This is a genomic window from Pseudomonas sp. NFR09, assembly GCF_900111535.1.
Taxonomy (GTDB): domain Bacteria; phylum Pseudomonadota; class Gammaproteobacteria; order Pseudomonadales; family Pseudomonadaceae; genus Aquipseudomonas; species Aquipseudomonas extremorientalis.
Map to the genome: position 1 here is coordinate 145734 of NZ_FOIH01000013.1, position 19512 is coordinate 165245.

Below are 19512 nucleotides of genomic sequence, written 5' to 3' on the forward strand. Positions count from 1 at the left end.
ACTCACATGAAGGTTTTGATTGTTCACGCCCATCCCGAGCCACAGTCGTTCACGGCGGCACTGCGTGACCAGGCGCTCGTCACGCTGCAAGGCCGGGGACACACCGTCAAGGTCAGTGATTTGTACGCCATGCAGTGGAACCCGGTGGCGTCGGCGGCGGATTTTTCCATGCGGGAAAACCCCGATTACCTGGTGTATGCGCTGGAGCAACGCCTGGGAGTGAGGAAACAGTCGATAGCGGCGGATATTCAGGCTGAGTTGGACAAGCTGCTGTGGGCCGATCTGTTGGTCCTCAACTTTCCGATCTTCTGGTTCTCGGCGCCGGCCATACTCAAGGGCTGGATTGACCGGGTGCTGGTGTCGGGCGTGTGTTACGGCGGCAAGCGCTTTTACGATCAGGGTGGGTTGGCGGGGAAGCGGGCGCTGGTCACCGTGACCCTGGGCGGGCGCGAGCATATGTTCGGCGAGGGCGCGATTCATGGGCCGCTGGAGGATATGTTGCGCCCGATCCTGCGCGGCACGCTGGCGTATGTGGGCTATGAGGTGCTGGCGCCGTTTGTGGCGTGGCATGTGCCGTATATCAGTGCTGAGGCGCGGCAGGATTTCCTGGTGGAGTATGAGCAACGGCTGCAAGGGCTGGCGGATGAGCAGCCCTTGGTATTTCCGAAACTTGAGCAATTTGATGAGGCGCTGTACCCGCTGTAGCAGCGCCTTGGTCGTTCAGCCTTGTGCGCGCAAGCGCTCGGCGGCGCTACGCAACAACTGCTCGGTGGCATCCCAGCCCAGGCAGCCATCGGTCACCGACACGCCGTACTTCATCGATGTGCTCAACGGCTGGCAGCCTTCGAACAGGTGGCTTTCGAGCATCATGCCGATCAGCGACGTGTCGCCCTGCAAGCGCTGCTCCAGCACGTCGTTGAACACCGCCGGTTGACGCAGCGGGTCTTTGCCGCTGTTGGCATGGCTGCAATCGACCATGATCCGCGCCGCCACCTTGGACTTGGCCAGGTCGTGTTTCACCTGCGCCACGCTTTGCGCATCGTAGTTCGGCCCACGGTGGCCGCCGCGCAGCACCAGGTGGGTGTCGGGGTTGCCCGGGGTCTGGATGATCGCCGGGTGCCCCTGGCTGTCGACGCCGAAGTGACGGTGCGGGTGGGACGCCGAGCGCATCGCGTCGCAGGCAATCGCCACGCCGCCGTCGGTGCCGTTCTTGAAGCCCACGGGCATGCCCAGGCCGCTGGCCATTTCGCGGTGGATCTGCGATTCGGTGGTGCGTGCGCCAATCGCGACCCAACTGAGCAGGTCATCGAAGTAGCCGGCGGCCATCGGTTGCAGCAGCTCAGTGGCGACCGGCAGGCCCAGGCGCAGCATTTCGCGCATCAGTTCGCGGGACAGGCTGAGGCCGGCGGCCATATCGTCGCTGCCGTCCAGGTGCGGGTCGTAGGCCAGGCCTTTCCAGCCGATGGTGGTGCGCGGTTTTTCGACGTAGGCGCGGATCACCAGCAGCATCTGGTCGCTCACTTCGAGTGCGAGTTTCCTCAGGTTGCGTGCGTATTCCATGGCCGACTCCGGGTCGTGGATCGAGCACGGGCCGACGATCACCAGCAAACGTGAATCCTGGCCATTGAGGATGGCGCGCACGGCGTGGCGATGGGCGTGGACTTGTTCATTGAGGAACGGGCTGAGCGGCAGCTTGAGCTTTAAATCAAGCGCGCTGGGCAAGCGCTGGGTCAGGGCTTCATTGGCGCTGGTCAGGGCAGAAACGGGCAGAGCGGCGGTGGCAGAGTTCATATTCAAGGCTTCCTGGGCAAGCGGCGGGCTGTTCCCGCGCGCCTGGCCCTACTGGGGTGTTCGACAGTGGGCCGTACTGGCTGTGTGTGTTGGCTTGCCACCCATAGGTGACCGATCGGAGGCGGCAGGCTGTCCCGAGCGGAGCTGGCTAAATCGCCATGCAGTGGAAGTGTCGTAGCGGTAATAGGTGGCGTAGTTCATGTCGTGTGTCCTTTAAGTGTTCATCAAAAAATATTGGGGCCTGAAAAAACAAAACCCCCGGTCGGGGAGCCGACCGGGGGTTTGGATTTCTCTGGTAGGCGACCCCTTGAGTAGTGGGCGCCGATTTCAGGTATCAGGCGCGCCAGTGGCTAAACCAATACCCAAAATAAAAGCTGACCAGTGCGCTCGAACCGTTCACACGGGTAGCCGATACCGAGCGCGGGGCGCTGGCAACAGGGCAGACCTGAGGGGTGGTGAGTTGCAACATGGTGTGTCTCCAAATGATGGGGGGAGCTTACTAGAGGCACGCAGGTGGATTCAATCAGTAATTTCTATTGCGCGGGGGTACTGGCCGCTATCGACCGCGATATGCTTGTCACACCTTGGATGATTGCCTGGACGCGACCATGACTGCCCTGACCCTTGCTGCTGCTCAATCTGTTTCCATCGCGGGCGACGTGCCGGCCAATATCGAACGTCACTTGGCCCTCATGCACGCGGCGGCCGAACATGGCGTGCACGTGCTGGTGTTTCCGGAACTGTCGTTGACCGGCTATGAGCCGTCACTGGCGGCCGCATTGGCGATTGCTCCCGAAGACGCGCTGCTCGCACCGCTGCGCGAAATGGCACGGGAGTGGGGCTTGACGGCGGTGGTCGGCATGCCGATTCGCCTGGCACCTGGGGCAGGTGTGCTGATCGGCGCGCTGGTGTTGGGGGCAGACGGTTCTCTTGCGGTGTACACCAAGCAGCATCTGCATCCAGGCGAAGAAGCGGTGTTTGCCCCAGGGCAGGGGGGAGCGGCGCTTGACATCGGCGATGAGCGGATTGCGCTGGCGGTGTGCGCGGATTTCTCCCGCGCCAGTCACCCGCGCCAGGCGGCCCAGATGGGCGCCACTGTCTATGCCGCCGGTGTGTTGATCAGCGAAGGCGGCTACGCAGCGGACAGCGCGTTGCTCCAGGGATATGCGGCCGAGCATGGCCTGGTGGTGCTGGTAGCCAACCATGGCGGGCCATCGGGTGGCTATGTGTGTGCCGGTAGCAGCGCCATTTGGGCCGCAGATGGCCGTTTACTGGCTGCTGCGTCAGGCCTGGGTGATGCGCTGGTAATCGCCCGTCGTGATGGCGCCGTGTGGGCTGGCCAAGTGGTAGCGCTGTAAATGGCGTTTCACCTGCGCGCTGCGACGGACCAGGACTTGCCGTTCGCCCGAACCCTGACCTTTGAGGCCATGAGTCGCTATTACCTGCAATACGATCTGGTGTGGTCCAACGACGGCTTCGATGTGGCTTGGGCGGGCCGCGAAAACTGGCTGATCTGCAACGACGAGACCGTGTTGGGCTTTATCAGTTTGAGCCGCGACAGCCGCGCACTCTATATCCGTGAGCTGCATATGCTTGCGGCATGTCGTGGGCAGGGCGCGGGCAGTTGGGTCTTGGAGCAGATGGCGCTCAAGGCTCAGGCCCTGGGGTTGCTGCGTCTGACCGTGTTCAAGACCAATCCGGCCCGAAGGCTCTATCAGCGCATGGGGCTGAGTATCGTCGGTGAAGAAAACTGCTTCTGGCGCATGGAACGTCTCTGTCCATCAAGCTAAACCACGCACCCAATTCTAATAAGCGCATACTGGCTTCAGGAAATGACCTCCTGATCGTTTTTTTGAGCATCAGCCTCAGAATGGATGATCCCTTCTTTCATGCCCAGGAGGACCGCTACCTTATGGGCCTCTCCACGTCGTCCCTTTTTGCGCCCAGCGAGCACTTGATAGGTGGTTGCCGGATCAACGCCATGTTCACGGGCGAACGCTTGAACTGACTTTCCTTGATGTTCCAGCCAGGCCTTGGCTTGTGCGGCAGTACGGATTCCGGGCATAGTTCAAAACCGTTCAAGTTTGTTCAGCAAAATGATGAGTGTGTCACCTCTTGGGGTGTCCCAACCAGGATCATACATCCAAATGAGTGGAATCGGTTCGCGTTTGAGGCAAGAAAGGGAGCGACTTGGCTTGTCGCAAAAAGTTTTTGGTGAAATAGGCGGCGTTGAAGCCAACGCACAAGGTAAATACGAAAGTGGAGGACGGGCGCCTAAAGCGGACTACCTGTCGCGTGTCGCCGAGAAAGGTGTGGATGTGCTGTACGTGTTGACCGGTACGCCTACCCCGATTCAACTGGACAACCTGAGTCAGGTTGAAGAAAAAGTATTGGGTGACTACCGCGCGATGTTCAAGGAAGACCAGGCTGCAATCCGTCGCTTGACGTCAAGCCTGGCCGAGCACTCCGTGTCACTGAATGGAAAAAGCAGACCGCAGCCCCAGGAATCCTGACCTGCTGCCCAACAAATAGAGCCGTCCACCGCAGGGTGGACGGCTGCTGTGTATTCAAACTCTATATATATGACGCTTGCAGCTAGGTCTGCGCCTTGGTTTTTTGCTAAGGTGTTCAGCAACCTATAAGACCATATCGCGAGGTGTCTGCTTGATTAGGGTGCTAGTAGTCGATGACCATGATCTCGTTCGTACAGGCATTACACGAATGCTGGCTGACATCGATGGCCTGCAAGTAGTCGGTCAGGCCGAGTCCGGGGAAGAGTCCCTGATCAAGGCCCGGGAGTTGAAACCCGATGTGGTACTGATGGACGTCAAGATGCCCGGTATCGGTGGTCTTGGCGCCACGACCAAATTGTTGCGCAGCCACCCGGACATTAAGGTCGTGGTGGTGACCGTGTGTGAAGAAGACCCGTTCCCGACGCGCCTGTTGCAGGCCGGCGCGGCCGGTTACCTGACCAAGGGTGCCGGTCTGGCCGAGATGGTGCAAGCCATTCGCCTGGTGTTTGCCGGGCAGCGTTACATCAGCCCGCAGATCGCCCAGCAACTGGCCATCAAATCTTTCCAGCCCACCAGCGACTCGCCGTTCGATGCGCTGTCGGAGCGGGAAATCCAGATCGCCCTGATGATCGTCGGCTGCCAGAAGGTGCAGACGATCTCCGACAAGTTGTGCCTGTCGCCCAAGACCGTCAACACCTACCGTTATCGCATTTTCGAGAAGCTCGCCATCAGCAGTGATGTTGAATTGACCCTGCTCGCGGTGCGCCACGGCATGGTGGACGCCAGCGCCTGACATGACCACACCGTTTGATCCCAGTGCCTTCCTCTCGACCTGCAGTGGCCGCCCCGGCGTGTACCGCATGTTCGACAGCGAGGCGCGCCTGCTGTATGTCGGCAAAGCCAAGAACCTGAAGAACCGCCTGGCGAGCTACTTTCGCAAGAGCGGTCTCGCGCCGAAAACCGCCGCGCTGGTGGCGCGCATCGCCCAGGTCGAAACCACCATCACCGCCAATGAAACCGAAGCACTGCTGCTTGAGCAGACGCTGATCAAGGAATGGCGGCCGCCTTACAACATTCTGCTGCGCGATGATAAGTCCTACCCCTACGTGTTTTTATCCGACGGCAACTTCCCACGCCTGAGCATTCACCGGGGCGCGAAGAAGCAGAAGGGCAAGTATTTCGGGCCCTATCCCAGCGCCGGCGCGATCCGCGAAAGCCTGAGCCTGCTGCAAAAGACCTTTTTTGTGCGCCAGTGCGAAGACAGCTTCTACAAGAACCGCACCCGGCCGTGCCTGCAATACCAGATCAAGCGCTGCAAGGCACCCTGTGTGGGCCTGGTGGAGCCGGCCGAGTACGCCGAGGATGTGCGTCACTCGGTGATGTTTCTCGAAGGGCGCAGCAATGCCCTCACCGACGAACTCTCCGGCGCCATGGAGCAGGCGGCCAGCACCCTGGATTTCGAAAAGGCCGCCGAACTGCGCGACCAGATCTCCCTGCTGCGCCGCGTGCAGGACCAGCAGAGCATGGAAGGCGGTACCGGTGACGTCGATGTGATCGCCGCCTTCGTCAACCCGGGCGGTGCCTGCGTGCACCTTATCAGCGTGCGGGGCGGGCGGGTGTTGGGCAGCAAGAACTTCTTCCCGCAGACCGGTATCGACGAAGACGTGGCTGAGGTCATGGCGGCCTTCCTGGGCCAGTACTACGTGAGCAGCCCGGAGCGCGATTTGCCATCGGAGCTGATCGTCAACGTGGTGCACGAAGACTTCCCCACGCTGATCGAGGCGATCCACGAATTGCGCGGCCGCGAGCTGGACATCAGCCATCGCGTACGCGGCACGCGAGCCCGTTGGCAGCAACTGGCCGTGACCAATGCCGAGCAGGCCCTGGGCGCACGCCTGGCCAATCGACAGCACGTCGCCGCACGCTTCGACGCCCTGGCCGAAGTCCTCAACCTGGACGAGCCGCCGCAGCGCCTGGAGTGTTACGACATCAGCCACTCCAGTGGCGAAGCCACGGTGGCGTCCTGCGTAGTGTTCGGGCCGGAAGGGCCGATCAAAGCCGATTACCGTCGCTACAACATCGAAGGCGTCACCGCCGGCGATGACTATGCGGCCATGCACCAGGCCCTGACCCGGCGTTTCAGCAAGTTGAAGGACGGCGAGGGCAAACTGCCGGATATCCTCCTGGTGGACGGTGGCAAGGGCCAGCTGTCCATGGCCCGCGACGTGCTCAACGAACTGGCGGTGCCCGACCTGATCCTGCTCGGCGTAGCCAAGGGCGCTACGCGCAAGGCCGGTTTCGAGACGTTGTACTTGAATGATGCCGCCCATGAGTTCACTTTGAAGGGCGACTCACCGGCGTTGCACCTGATCCAGCAGATCCGCGATGAGGCGCACCGTTTCGCCATTACCGGTCACCGCGCCCGACGCGGCAAAACCCGGCGAACCTCAACCCTGGAAGGGGTGGCGGGCGTCGGGCCGACACGGCGACGCGACTTGCTTAAACATTTTGGTGGCTTGCAGGAGCTATCCCGTGCCAGCATTGACGAAATAGCCAAAGCTCCCGGTATCAGTAAAAAGCTCGCTGAGTTGATTTATGCGAATCTGCACAGCGAATAGAATGCCTTTCCACCTCGTAGCCAGTTGTGCCGATGAATATCCCTAATCTGATCACCGTTCTACGCGTCCTGCTTATTCCTATTTTCATCCTGTTGTTTTATTTGCCGTACGAATGGAGCTATGCGGCCTCCAGCTCCGTCTTTGCCTTCGCGGCTGCCACCGACTGGCTCGACGGCTACCTGGCCCGTCGCCTGGAACAGAGCACGCCGTTCGGCGCGTTCCTCGACCCGGTTGCGGACAAACTCATGGTGGCCGTCGCCCTGGTCCTGCTGGTGCAGGAACACGGCAACCTGTGGCTGACCCTGCCGGCCGCCGTGATCATCGGTCGCGAAATCGTGGTGTCCGCACTGCGCGAATGGATGGCCGAAATCGGTGCCCGCGCCCATGTCGCTGTCTCCAACATGGGCAAATGGAAAACCGCCGCTCAGATGCTCGCGCTGGTGATCCTGCTGGCCAACCCGTCGGACTTCTCCTTTTGGGTGTTGACCGGCTACGCCCTGCTGCTCATCGCCGCCGGCCTGACCTTGTGGTCCATGCTCCAGTACCTGCGCGCTGCCTGGCCGCATCTGCGCACCACCGTTGAAAAGAAATAAAACATTTTCGAATCAAGGGGTTGACCGGTTCTGATAATTCTATAGAATGCGCATCACCAAGACGCGGGAATAGCTCAGTTGGTAGAGCACGACCTTGCCAAGGTCGGGGTCGCGAGTTCGAGTCTCGTTTCCCGCTCCAAATATTGCGCTACAGAGTTCCGCTGAATTCTGTAAGTGATTGAAATCAGGGCCTTTAGGCCCTTTTTTCGTTCCAGCGGGAACCACTGAAATCCAGCTCCATCCAGTGCTTTTAAGTCCCGATTTAAGTCCCGAACGAGGATCTTGGATTTGGATGTGCACTGAATCGGTTTTTTGCTGGAGCAGCTTGGATAGCGAGACGAGCATCTGGCCCTGACTCTGTTCAGGAGCTCTCGATGGCACTCTCAGATACCACCGTTCGGCAAGCCCGAATCACCGGCAATGACTACACGATAGGCGACACGGATGGGCTCGCGCTCAACGTGACCGCACGCGGCGGGAAAATCTGGCGTTTCAGATATTACTGGGCGGGTGTGCAGAAGCGCATGTCTCTCGGCAGTTATCCGCAAATCAGTCTCAAAGAAGCCCGTACTCGACGTGACGAGGCGCGCGCCTTGGTCGCCCAAGGCATCAATCCCTATGAGCACCGTAAACAACAGCGTCGTGCTGTTCGTTTTGCGGCAGAGCATACCTTCGAGGCCGTGTTCAATCTGTGGGTGGAGTTTCGCAAACTGAGCCTGAAGGAAGGCCGGCAAAGCACGCTCTCGCAAATCTTGAGAATCTTCAATAAAGACGTCCTGCCCACGCTGGGTGGGCGGTCCATCTACGATATCAATCGTCACGATCTGTTGGATTTGCTGAGCAGGATTGAGCAGCGCAAGGCCTTAACGACCGCCGAAAAATGCCGGACCTGGTTCAACCAGTTGTTCCGCTATGCGTTGGTGAAGATCGAGGGGCTGGAACACAACCCAGCTTCAGACCTTGATGTGGTCGCACTTCCCAAACCTCCCGTGACGCACAATCCATTTCTCCGAATGGATGAGCTTCCGGCATTGATGGCTGCTCTTCGAAACTACGGTGGCGCCAACCATACTCGGCTTGGCCTTCGGTTGTTGTTGCTGACCGGTGTCCGCACGGGCGAATTGCGGTTGGCGACACCCGACCAGTTCGATCTGGAGAAGCGCTTGTGGGTCATACCGGCGGAAGTGGTGAAACAACTCCAGCTAGCGATGCGGAAGCCTGGAAAGCAGACCCAAAACGTACCGCCTTATATCGTGCCGCTGTCAGTTCAGGCGCTGGAGATCGTGCGTCACTTGCTGGATCAGGTTGTCCCCGCACAGCGCTACTTGTTTGCGCATCGAAGCGACCTGAGCAAGCGTATCAGTGAGAACACGCTGAATGGCGCGTTACGTCGGATGGGGTACGCCGATCAACTTACCGGGCATGGGATGAGGGCGACGATCTCGACGGCGTTGAACGAGATCGGATACCCGAAGGTTTGGGTGGATGCTCAGCTTTCTCACGCCGATCCGGACAAGGTGAGTGCGGCCTACAATCACGCGGAATATGTCGAGCAGCGCCGGACCATGATGCAGGATTGGGCGAACCGTCTGGATCTTTGGGGGCAAGGCCAGCTGAAAGCGGCTAGCTCTCCGCTTACTATTCGTTTAGAAGGTGCAGCTTCGTTACCTTCGTTGGAAAGCGCGAACGCAAACGCCGTTCTGTACAGCAGTGGCTTCCCTGCGACGACGGCCCCAGTCTCCAAAATGTCCGTCAGCAACGAACAGGTCCTTAACGCGGCTCAGTATTCACCTGTCCTACCTATTCCAATGCAGACTGAACAGCTGCGCGAACCCCAAGTATCTGACATTCAACGCCAGCGCGCCGAGATGCTAGCCACCTATGATGTTGGCGCTGATTGAAAACTGACCCATCCTGCCGATTGAAAATTGACCCAGGACGGATTGCTGATTTCTGTCCCAGCAATTGTGGATAAGCTTAGCAGCAGTGTGCCGATTTAAGACGCATCAACCCCCACCGCATGTATGCATGCAGCAGGGTATTTATGGTGCGGATCAAAATGGCTCATCGTCCTCGATATCATCTCCGTCCTTGCGCTTTCGTTCCCGTGACTTGATCTTTGTCTGGGCCGCCAAGGTGCTGTGTTGCAAGCGGTAAGACTCGTTGCCCGTTTCGACGATGTGGCAGTGATGTGTCAGCCGATCCAACAACGCTGTGGTCATCTTTGCGTCGCCAAACACACTCGACCATTCCGAGAAGCTCAGGTTGGTGGTGATGACCACGCTGGTGTGTTCGTACAGTTTGGACAGCAGGTGAAATAACAGGGCACCGCCGCTTTGGCTGAAGGGCAAATATCCGAGTTCATCCAGTATCACCAGGTCTGTGCGAAGCAGTGCCTGGGCGATTCGCCCTGCCTTGCCATCGTACTTCTCACGTTCCAGCAGATTCACCAGATCCACCGTGGAAAAGAAGCGCACGCGTTTGTTGTGGACCGTGATTCCGGATACAGCCAAGGCACTGGCCAGGTGTGTTTTCCCGGTTCCAGGACCTCCGATGAACACGACATTTTGCGCGGTTTCAGTGAACGCTAAGCTGGATAGATCGCTGACCAGCCGGGCATCAGCGCTGGAAGCGCTGAAGTCAAAGCCAGCTAAGTCACGGTGCATGGGGAGTTTTGCCATGTTCATCTGATGATTCACCGAGCGCACCGCGCGATCCGCATGTTCCTGCTGAAGCAGATGTTCCAGCAGCCATTTCGATGAAGCCGTCGACGCTGTTCCTTGAGATACCAGTTCTTCCCAAGCACTGGCCATGCCGTGCAGGCGCAGTTCTTTGAGTTCAGTCATCAGGTCACGCATTGCGATTCTCCTCATCGGTCGTACGGAGCCGGTCGTAGCGCGCCGTATTGGCAACAGGCGCGACCTTGAGTTGCAGGCTGGTTTCTACACAGGGAGGTGGTGCGGTGGGGGTCAGGCGGGCAAGGACATTGAGGATGTGATCGGCGCTCAGACTTCCCGATTCAAGTACCAGTTCCACCGCCACCAGCACAGGTTCGAGACCCGCAATTGGCACAGCAGCCAGTACCTGCATCATGATTCGATCACCGTTGGTGTGACGCCTCAGTCCTCGTTTGAGAAGCCGTAACGGTTTTGGCAGATCAGCAAATGGCGCGCCATTGCGCAGTGCACCAGGCTTGCGTTCGATGAGTGGGATGTAGTGCTGCCAGTCAAAACTGACCTGATCTCGATCAAAAAGGCGCTCATGGCTGGCGATCACCGTTTCGTCGGCAATGACCACGATCCGCGAAGGGTACAAACGGCTGCTGACCCACTGACCAACACGCTCGCAAGGCACCGAATAACGATTGCGCGCCACGCTGATCAGGCAGGTGCTAGAGACACGGACGGTGCGTTCCACGTAGCCATCAAAGGCCGTCGGCATCGGCATCATTTCAGCCTGCTCCAGCTCCAGGACTTCTGCCACTGTCAAACCGTTGTACTGCGGATGTACAAGTTCGGCCCAGAGCGTACGACAGCGTTGGCCGAGCCAGACGTTCAGCTCCTCGAAGGTATGGAACATGCAGTTTTGAGCATCGAGCCAGATTCGTCTCCGGCTGTCCTGCACGTTCTTTTCGACGATGCCTTTCTCCCAGCCAGAGGCCACGTTGCAGAAGTCCGGATCGAACAGATAGTGCGCGCACATCACGGAAAACCGGGCGTTAACCGTGCGGCCTTTGCCTTTGTTGACCTTGTCCACAGCCGTTTTCATGTTGTCGTAGATGCCGCGACGTGGCACGCCACCCAACGCTCCAAACGAACGGGTATGGGCATCAAACAGCATCTCGTGGCCTTGGCTGGGGTACGCAACCAACCAGAATGCGCGACTGGCGCACAGCTTCATGTGGGAGACCTGGATACGTCGAAACAGGCCACCGATCAGCAGACTCTCTTCGCTCCAGTCAAATTGAAACGCCTCGCCGAGCGCAAAAGTCAGCGGTACAAAAGCGCGTAAAGACTTGCCTTGCTCACCTCGCCAAGAGCGCACAAACGCCGTGAGCTGGCTGTAGCCGCCGTCGTAACCCTCGGCCTTGATCTGCTCGAAAAGCGCTTTGGCGCTCCTGCGGTTGTGTTTTGGCCGGAACGAATCGGCCTTGAGCGCCTGTTCCAGCGTCTCGTGGAAAGGGCTGAGTTTGTTGAAGGTTGCGCGCCGTTGGTACGCCGGCTGATTGGCTTCGGGGGCTCTGACCCATTTTCGGATGGTGTTTCTAGACAGCCCGGTACGCTTGGCTATCTGATGCAGCGAGAGCTTGTCGCGGAAGTACATCCGCCGGATTTTCCCCAACATTTCCATGCTGATCACCCTGTGTTCTCCTGCTCAAAAAGTGAGCAGAAGCAGTTGAACACCTGGGTCAGTTTTCAGTCGGCAGAACAGCCTCTACTGGGTCAGTTTTCGGTCAGCGGCAACAGTTCTGCACGAAGATGGTGTCTTTGAACTCATGCCACATCCCGCAGTATTGGTTTTGCAGTCCCAGTTCGTCGGCTGGCACCAGGCACTCGCCATTGGGACCGAAGATACTTTTGGGCTTCTCGCCGGGCTTGGCGTAGAGCACGTCCATCACTTGGAACGGATTGACGTGTATATGAAAGATGTGGGGTTCACCCTGCGAGGTCAGCACCCAGTCGTCGGTGGTGTTGACCTGGCGAGTGAAGTCGATGCGGTCCGGATCATAGGACTTGTAGTTGATGTAAAAACCGAACGCGCCTGTCCAGGGTTCTCCCGGTTTTTTCGGCGGGGTAGCGGGCGGTGAGGGCGGGAATGGCGGAGTGCCGATGAAGAAGTCAGCCTTCTGGATGTCGTTGTTGACCACCGCATCCTTGAGGTCGTCCATCCCGCGCCAAGGTTTCAGGTTGCCGCTCCGCAACCCTTCGAGGGCCTCGGCGGGCAGCGACGGGTCCGTTTTGTTGGCGTTATAGAGCGCTTGCTGAATATAGCTTTGCGGGTCGTCGGTCACGACCTTGCCGCCAGAGACGATCACCGTCGCCAGCAATTGGGTTTCGTTCGGGCGCTGGCCATCCGGGCCGCCATCGGGGCCGGCATTGGCGCGTTCTGCGGGCGTGGCCGCCTGGTTCAGCACACAGTAGGTGCCGTCGTGGGGGAACATCAGCAACACATCACTGCGATAGCCGGGTTGCAGGAAGTTGCTGCCGATGCCACCGCTGACGCTTTTTTTGTTCGCGCCGATGGGGCGAATGGCAGTGCGTGTGAGTCCGTCGGCGGCGATCTCGAATTGAGGGACGAGCTCGACCGGTTTGCTGGCGTCGGGCACGGTCACCGGACACAGGTCGGCGATCAGCGCAGCCTGTTCCTTCGGTGTACCACTGAGCACACCTTTAAGCGCGAGACTGGCTTTGGGATTGGTCGTGTTCATGGGCACGATCTGCAGGTTCACGGTGTCGTGGATACCCCCGTGAATGAAGCGCCAGCGTTGGATTTCTCCCGCGGCAATGCCCTGGAGGGTCGGTTGCACCACGCCGTTGATGCTGGTGAACCGACCGCTCTCATCCCAGGCAGTGGGCGAGGAGAGTTGCGCATCGAAGTTCTCTACCACACCTGTCTTGCCGCTGGGACACGTCCAGGTGCCATCTTTTTGCTTAATGATGTCGCCCTTGTCGTCGAAACAGGCATAGGGGATTTGCTGGAACAAAAAGACTTGTTCGGTAATGGGCTTGCCGGCGGCATCCTTGAGAATGGTGTCGATGTCGCCTGGCTTGCTGCCGGTGTAGGGGCGGTTGCCGCGCACAATCAGGGCGCCTGCGGCACCGCTGGCAACTTGCAGCGCTGTAGAACCATGCCGGTGCGCGTGGTACCAAAAGGTACCGCGCCAACAGTTGTTCGGCGAGCAGTTGCGCGCTCAACTGCCGATGAAGGCGTTGGAGCTTTCGATCCGGGGCCAGCAAGGTTTCACTGTGCAGGGCTATCGGTATATCGCTGCGCTGATGCAACTCAGTGAGCCTGAGCGCGTTGTCGAAGACCGCCCGATTGTGATCCGCTCGCTGGCGCTGGTGCGTCGGCCCGGTGCCCAGCCGGATAAGGTCGACAACATGTTCGTGATAGAGCCGCAGGACCTCCAGCCAGGGCCGGTGGTTCTCTATCGGCCCCTGTACCCTCAGTTGCTCACACAGTATCCCGACCGCGAAGCTTTACTTGCCGCGATTGCCCAGCCCGGTCCACTGCAGAACAGCGTACTGATGTGGCTACACGAGCACGCGCGGCTGGTGTATGCCAACGGTGGATTCATTGAGCCGCATATCCTGCGTTTCGGACTGGGCTCGGAATTCGATGGGCTGGAAACACCCGCGCCCGCCATGTTGGCCGTGGATGAGGGCAGTGAGGAATTGCTGCAACACCTGCGCTCCAACCGATTGCCGGGGTATTTGTTTGGTGAGCATGCACGGGCGCTGATCGATCTGGCGGACCGTGAATCCGTGTCCAATGCCGAAAGTCGCTGGGCGCTGTTGCTCGAAGGCGGGGGGTTGCTGCTCAACACCTTGCTGTTGCCCCTGCTGCAAGGCTCCGCCATGTCGATTGCCTGGTTGTTGATGCTGACTCAAAGCCTGAGCCAGGACATACCGGCGCTGGAAAGTGGCGATCCGTCTACGCGGTAGCGGGCGTGGGTGGACCTGTTGAGCAGCCTGAGCCTGGCCCTGCTGCATGTGGCCCAGGGCCCGGCGCCTCGCGTTGCAGGCCCGCGCAATACCGCACTGGCATTGGCGCCCCTGCGTCGCCCCAGTGGAATCTTGCCTGCTCCGGCAAAACGAGGAGCAGTCACCGTAGCGCTGCTTGACGTGGCAATTGCTGATGGTCGAACCGCCTTCGATTTTGCTTTCTCCAACCCGCTGAACCATCTCAGCAGCAGCCAGCGCGCCCACGCCCACAGCTTCAGCATGCCTCGTCCCGCCACGCTGCCGACGCCAATCATGAGCGGGCCTTTGCAAGGTCTTTATCGCCTGGAGAATGGATTGCATGCGTTGGTGGGCAAGGGCTTTTTTCGTGTCAGCCGCGAGTCTAACCGTGTGCTGATCGTTGATCCCAAAGACCTGTCGCGCGCCGGGCCCTGGTTGAAAAGTACGGGCAGTGGCCGTTGGATCTTTGACCTCGCACCCAAGCTTCGGGCGGGCGCTCCGAGTGACAGGATCAAGGCGCAACAGTTGAGAAATAGCACTGCACGGAAGGCGATGCAGGCCGAACAGGGCCGGCTCACTCTGCAAACCGAGCAATTGGCCAGCGTCATGAAGGTGCATTTCGATCAGGTCGAAACCCAGCGAGAACTCTATCTATCGGCGCGAAGAAAACTGCGCAAATGGTGGGCATTGCTCACGCAAAACACCGATGAGCGGAAAGTCGCGTTCTTGAAAAAACAGCACGAGGATGAGCAAGCTACCTGCCAGGCACTCCTTCAATCACTCAATAACGCACTCGATGCGTTCACATCCAAGGCCACGCTTCTGATTGATGCACGACGCGCGTTGATCAAGGCGATTAAACCCGCCGAGGCCGTACTCGACACCAGTGACTTCGAAAAGGCCCGCTCCGGCGAATATGCCTCCATTAGCTCCACGCAATTGCTTATTCACAACCTGCACTTGACGTTGGCCATGGACAGTAGCCTTTCGCCGCGGGGTGAAACCCTTGGTGAGATCGCCAGACGTATCAACGCCCACGCGCCGGCTCAGACCCCAGAGGCCTACCAGGATCTGATCATCCGCTTGATGGACATGAGCGACCGTGAAGAACAGTTGTTGCAAGACACCTATGCGCTGGAGGCGACACTTAATGAACACGCCCACGACTCCACTCGGGGCTTGGGCGCCAGTCGCGTATTCATCAAGTCACTGCCCACCCAGGAGATGGCGGACCCCTTCAACGTTGTGCTGAATAATCTTAACCTGCTGAGAAGCCTGAGTATCGACCGGCTCAAGCTGACGGACGCCCCTCACCTCCAGCACTTTTACCAGTTGCTCAACGAGCAGAACTTACGATCGGCGACGTCGTCCCACATTGCTCTGAGGACGTATTCGCATTTTTCCGCCAGCGAGCGCAAGGCGGTGCTGACCACCTTGATCAACCAGTACACCAGCCTGGCCAGCGCGTCTGGCTCACTGCATGAGCTTGAGCCCGCGCTCAGTCGCCAGATCTATCAGGCCCGTTTTCTGAAGCGATTGGACCAAGCCCGCAGCAATGCCGAGTCCGACCTGGCGGCCTTGGTTCGCGAGGAGGAGGGAATACCCGTGCAGACGCGTGGGCCGTCACTGCGAGCGCTCACACGTTCGACTCAGCGGGTGTTCAAGACCCAGCGACGCGGCACCCTGATCGGCGATATTCGTGAGGCGCAGGCCGATGAGCCGGTGGTGATCATGGATATTCGCGATCCGCTCAACCAGCAACCGATCGCCAGTTTTATCGAGCACCCCGTTGAGGGGGTGTGGAAGGAGCTGATCATTGCTCGTCCTGAGGCGCCGGCACCGGCGCCGATCCAGCGTTCCCTTGCCAACTTGAAGAGTGTCGTCAATCAACTGATGGAGCAAAAGACCGGCATAGAGCGTTCTATCCAATTCCAGATGAAAAAGCTGCACGACCCGACACGTCGCGAACAGGTCAATCCGATGGATTGGGGCATCATGTTGACGCAGCACGCCGACAAGCTGGGCAGTGTCATTCTGGAAATGGAAGCTGCTCATGCAGGTAAGCCCGGTGTGCCTGCGTTGTTGACCGAGTATCGAGCCACGGTCGCCAGCATGCGCGAAGCAGCACATGACTACTGCAGTACAGGCTACAAGGCCCAGCGCCCCACCCAGGAAAACGTGGACTACTTGTGGACCCACCGAAAGGTCGATATCAACCTGGTGCACCACCGAGAGCCCACTGCGAGCGGCGACTACGTTGCAGAGTTCGCCATTCAGGAAAAAAACCAACCCGATGTGCTTTGGTATGCGCACTTTCACTATGCGGACACCCAAGCGGCGGACAGCGACTACCGCGTTGCCCATCTGAAACTGGCAGGCCAGCGCTACTTGCTGCAAAAAGACCTGGTGCGCGAGGCTGGGCCCAGCGACGCAGCTGTGGTGAGGGTGATCTATGCTCCGGTGACGCCACCACTGGACCACAAGTTGTTCCTCAATTTGCTGGGGCAACCACACTAATGAAGGTATCCATGCTCGAACGTGCCGATCACAGGTTTGCGGTGCCTGAGGAAATCGTCCAGAATCGAGTCCATCGAAAGCGTTTAAGCAGTGGAAATATCAATAAATTCAAGTGCTTAGATGGCTGGTAGATGTCTCGTTTCCCGCGCCAATTATTTTTCCACAGACTTCCATTGAAGTATGTAGAAAACCAAAAAAGAGGCTTATGCTTCTTTTTTCGTTCCAGTAAGTTCTTCTTTAAACTACTAGCCGCCGCGGTTTTTTAGTACATTATCTAGTCCATTAATCCGGCGCTTGGTAGATCACTTTTTCGTGGGGCTCGCTTCGCTGGAAACCGTAAAAATCTCCTCTATTCAAACGAGACGGAGATTGTACGATGGCTCTCACCGATACCGCGGTCAGACACGCCAAACCTCGTGCCAAGGACTATACCCTCTCTGGCTGCAACGGCCTCGCGCATATCTTGGGAGTTGTATCTGACGAACTGAGTCGACAGGTTGATCCGTCGCGCCGAACCGAGCGTGCTAGCCCATACTGCATGCAGATCGTGATAGATGACTTTTGAACTGGTCGCTTGCCGGGGCTGGCCTTCATTTTCGTGTTATGTAATGATGTTGCCTAGTTAGTTAGTCTAAACAAAGTTTTTATCTATCTGGTAAGTGTGAGGGTGAGGCGTCATGGATGCGAAATTATTTACTGTTCCGCTACGAAATGGGAACCAGCTGATTATAAAAATGGAGGAGGAAGTAGTTGAGCTGTCGTATGGTGAGAGCCCTATGCTGATCGCCAGGATAAATACGGTAGATGAGGTGTGTGGAGCTTCAGTTAAAACAGTCGAGTTGTCGTTACGAGATGAGGCGTTGTGGTCTTTATTCTATGCCTTAATTATAATTCGGCCTGAGGCGAAATTTTTTTTCGTTGAAGTTGATTCTCTTCCAGTTGATCTTTCTGTCGCGGTGTCGGAATGTGTTGCGCTCGGTGAGGGGTGGCAGCGTTATGTGTTCTCAAGTGCTGATTTTTTACAAGTCGCCAGTCCATGGTTGTCGCCCAGGCGAATACTCCAGCCTGCTATAGATGTGGAGAGAGATAAGGGGGGCGCTCCTGTCAGGCTCCCGAAGCCCCGTGGAGAGTGCTATCGTCGCTTCGATCCGGCATTGCAGGATATTTTAACATTTCGACGTCTGGAAATTGAAAGTGATCTCGTGATGTTTAATAAATGGCAGAATGATCCGCGAGTGTTGCCATACTGGCAGGAGGGTGGAACTCTTGATGATCATTTTGAGTATTTGAGTCGGATTGAGAGTGACCCTCATATATATTCAATGGTTGCCTGCTTTTCAGGCGAACCTTTTGCATACATTGAAGCTTATTGGGCAAAAGAGGATCGAATAGCTCCCTTTTGTGAGGCGCAAGACTATGATCGTGGTTTTCATGTCTTGGTAGGAGAGAAACAGTTCTTGGGGCGCCGAAGAACCGATTGCTTGATGTCTTCGATTGTTCATTATTTGTTTCTCGATGATATAAGAACAGATCGTATTGTTGTCGAGCCGCGCGCGGATAATTCGAAGGTTATTTCGCTGCTTAGGCGTCATGAATTTGTACTGAATAAATATTTCGACTTTCCGCACAAGCGGGCCGCTTTGATGACTGTCGGCCGGAAAGCTTTTTTTACCCGGAATCACCTGTGCGGCACTCCTGATTGACGCATCAGGTAATTCAAGTCTTGTCAAGGCATGGTATTGGCTGCTGTGTCAATATTTTTTGTTCGAGGTCCGTGATGTCGTTATGCCGTCGTGGTCAGTTCTGTAGTGGGTTCGGGGTCTGACGAGTGTTATTTCTGCTGGCGGGGCATTCCGCCTTCCCTTATTCGTGATGTCAGGAAAGTTACGCCTCGTGTCTGGCCGGCGTTGGTGTATTTGAGAGCGAGTTGCAGTCGTCCAGCAGCTTTGCGAATCACACGGCGTGTCAATAGTCCAATTTGAATTCGTATGTTGATTTTTCACGGAGGGCAGGTACTATTGCGTTTCTGCCTACACCGTACAAGGATCGTATATGACAGAAAAAGTGAAAGTCGTCCCCATCCTAGGCGCCTCCGACGCTCGGTTCGGCACTGCCTCCAAGACATTTGGCTTCATGCGGAATGCTACTTTCGCTAATGGCTAATAAGTGGCAGGCCTGCCCCCCCGGTTCTAACGATCCCTTTAGAATATCGCATTCATCTGTGTGCTTCTGTGTGGGGCCTGCATTGTCTAAGGTGTATAGCCGGTATATGGTATTGCCTCATCAAGTGAATCAAATCCGATTGATAGTTGGTAGCGGGTTTGGTAGATGGTTACTGTGGAGAAAGTTATGACTGATCACAAAGAGCGTTTGCCCAAGGCTATCCCTATCCTGGCGTCGACAGATATTGGGCGTACGCTGGATTTTTACAGATCTTTGGGATTCAAAGCGCATCAAGTTGACGAGTTTTCTTATGGAATGGCGGCGTGGGGCGAGATAGAACTGCACTTTTGGAAGTGCGATGACAAACGCATTGCGGAGAGTACGTCTTGCTATATTCGAGTAGAGGACATACGCGAGGTTCACGCTAATTTGAAAGCGGCGTTACCAGAAATACGGGACGTTGTGCACACTGGCTGGGGAACCCTGGAATTGTACGTTTTGGATCTGGATGGCAATCTCCTAAAGTTCGGCCAATCTTTAGAAGACGAGCACCATGACCACGACTGATTTTCATGTCAGCGATATCGTCTTCTCTCCCGTTGAGGGGGCGGGGGTGTCGCTGGGTGAGTGATGG

Annotated in this window: 16 protein-coding genes, 1 tRNA gene and 1 pseudogene; 13 read left to right on the forward strand and 5 right to left on the reverse strand. The window is 57.5% G+C overall.

What is annotated here, in order from left to right:
* Window positions 1-6: 6 nt before the first annotated feature.
* Complete coding sequence (locus tag BMX59_RS25740) at window positions 7-705, forward strand: NAD(P)H-dependent oxidoreductase (RefSeq protein ID WP_093127286.1); 699 nt, start codon at window positions 7-9, stop codon at window positions 703-705.
* A 15-nt stretch (window positions 706-720) separates the two neighbouring features.
* On the opposite strand, the gene BMX59_RS25745 is transcribed toward BMX59_RS25740, so the two are convergent.
* Window positions 721-1791 carry a 3-deoxy-7-phosphoheptulonate synthase gene (locus BMX59_RS25745; RefSeq protein ID WP_092249776.1) on the reverse strand — a complete coding sequence of 357 codons (1071 nt, stop codon included), beginning with the start codon at window positions 1789-1791 and terminating at the stop codon, window positions 721-723.
* A 608-nt stretch (window positions 1792-2399) separates the two neighbouring features.
* Here BMX59_RS25745 and BMX59_RS25750 point away from each other — a divergent pair.
* Window positions 2400-3149, forward strand: coding sequence for a carbon-nitrogen hydrolase family protein (locus BMX59_RS25750; RefSeq protein WP_092249779.1), 750 nt, complete (start codon window positions 2400-2402; stop codon window positions 3147-3149).
* A complete protein-coding gene (locus BMX59_RS25755) occupies window positions 3150-3581 on the forward strand; it encodes a GNAT family N-acetyltransferase (protein WP_092249782.1) in 432 nt (143 codons plus the stop codon).
* Window positions 3582-3616: 35 nt separating this feature from the next.
* Here BMX59_RS25755 and BMX59_RS25760 read toward each other — a convergent pair whose 3' ends face one another.
* Window positions 3617-3856, reverse strand: a complete 240-nt coding sequence (locus BMX59_RS25760) for a DNA-binding protein (protein WP_071489635.1) — start codon at window positions 3854-3856, stop codon at window positions 3617-3619.
* Window positions 3857-3938: 82 nt separating this feature from the next.
* On the opposite strand from BMX59_RS25760, the gene BMX59_RS25765 reads away from it, so the two are divergent.
* The 6 genes and pseudogenes from BMX59_RS25765 to BMX59_RS25790 form a co-directional block, all read left to right on the forward strand.
* Window positions 3939-4304: a helix-turn-helix domain-containing protein gene (locus BMX59_RS25765; RefSeq protein WP_092249785.1), complete on the forward strand. Its 366-nt coding sequence runs from the start codon at window positions 3939-3941 to the stop codon at window positions 4302-4304.
* 151 nt (window positions 4305-4455) lie between these two features.
* The gene (uvrY, locus tag BMX59_RS25770) at window positions 4456-5097 is read left to right on the forward strand and encodes a response regulator transcription factor GacA (protein WP_003190387.1); all 642 of its coding nucleotides are present in this window, start codon (window positions 4456-4458) and stop codon (window positions 5095-5097) included.
* A gap of 1 nt (window position 5098) precedes the next feature.
* Complete coding sequence (uvrC, locus tag BMX59_RS25775) at window positions 5099-6922, forward strand: excinuclease ABC subunit UvrC (RefSeq protein WP_092249788.1); 1824 nt, start codon at window positions 5099-5101, stop codon at window positions 6920-6922.
* A 32-nt stretch (window positions 6923-6954) separates the two neighbouring features.
* Complete coding sequence (pgsA, locus tag BMX59_RS25780) at window positions 6955-7515, forward strand: CDP-diacylglycerol--glycerol-3-phosphate 3-phosphatidyltransferase (RefSeq protein WP_003232771.1); 561 nt, start codon at window positions 6955-6957, stop codon at window positions 7513-7515.
* Between the two features lie 63 nt (window positions 7516-7578).
* A tRNA-Gly gene (locus BMX59_RS25785) sits at window positions 7579-7654 on the forward strand.
* Between the two features lie 235 nt (window positions 7655-7889).
* Window positions 7890-9401 (forward strand): annotated as a pseudogene (locus tag BMX59_RS25790) (tyrosine-type recombinase/integrase); the annotation flags it as partial.
* Window positions 9402-9569: 168 nt separating this feature from the next.
* Here BMX59_RS25790 and istB read toward each other — a convergent pair.
* The 3 genes from istB to BMX59_RS25805 form a co-directional block, all read right to left on the reverse strand.
* Window positions 9570-10373, reverse strand: a complete 804-nt coding sequence (istB, locus tag BMX59_RS25795; RefSeq protein ID WP_093127298.1) for an IS21-like element ISPsy20 family helper ATPase IstB — start codon at window positions 10371-10373, stop codon at window positions 9570-9572.
* Window positions 10366-11865, reverse strand: coding sequence for an IS21 family transposase (istA, locus tag BMX59_RS25800; protein ID WP_139212934.1), 1500 nt, complete (start codon window positions 11863-11865; stop codon window positions 10366-10368). The genes istB and istA overlap by 8 nt, the downstream gene beginning before the upstream one ends.
* Before the next feature lie 103 nt (window positions 11866-11968).
* Window positions 11969-13315, reverse strand: coding sequence for a hypothetical protein (locus tag BMX59_RS25805; RefSeq protein WP_175486710.1), 1347 nt, complete (start codon window positions 13313-13315; stop codon window positions 11969-11971).
* 88 nt (window positions 13316-13403) lie between these two features.
* Here BMX59_RS25805 and BMX59_RS25810 point away from each other — a divergent pair, with 88 nt between their 5' ends.
* The 4 genes from BMX59_RS25810 (at window position 13404) to BMX59_RS25825 (ending at window position 19445) form a co-directional block, all read left to right on the forward strand.
* The gene (locus BMX59_RS25810) at window positions 13404-14180 is read left to right on the forward strand and encodes a dermonecrotic toxin domain-containing protein (protein WP_093127301.1); all 777 of its coding nucleotides are present in this window, start codon (window positions 13404-13406) and stop codon (window positions 14178-14180) included.
* A 132-nt stretch (window positions 14181-14312) separates the two neighbouring features.
* Window positions 14313-16715: a hypothetical protein gene (locus BMX59_RS25815; RefSeq protein ID WP_139212932.1), complete on the forward strand. Its 2403-nt coding sequence runs from the start codon at window positions 14313-14315 to the stop codon at window positions 16713-16715.
* 677 nt (window positions 16716-17392) lie between these two features.
* Complete coding sequence (locus BMX59_RS25820) at window positions 17393-18418, forward strand: GNAT family N-acetyltransferase (RefSeq protein WP_093127309.1); 1026 nt, start codon at window positions 17393-17395, stop codon at window positions 18416-18418.
* Between the two features lie 646 nt (window positions 18419-19064).
* Window positions 19065-19445 carry a bleomycin resistance protein gene (locus BMX59_RS25825; RefSeq protein ID WP_054097938.1) on the forward strand — a complete coding sequence of 127 codons (381 nt, stop codon included), beginning with the start codon at window positions 19065-19067 and terminating at the stop codon, window positions 19443-19445.
* Window positions 19446-19512: the final 67 nt, after the last annotated feature.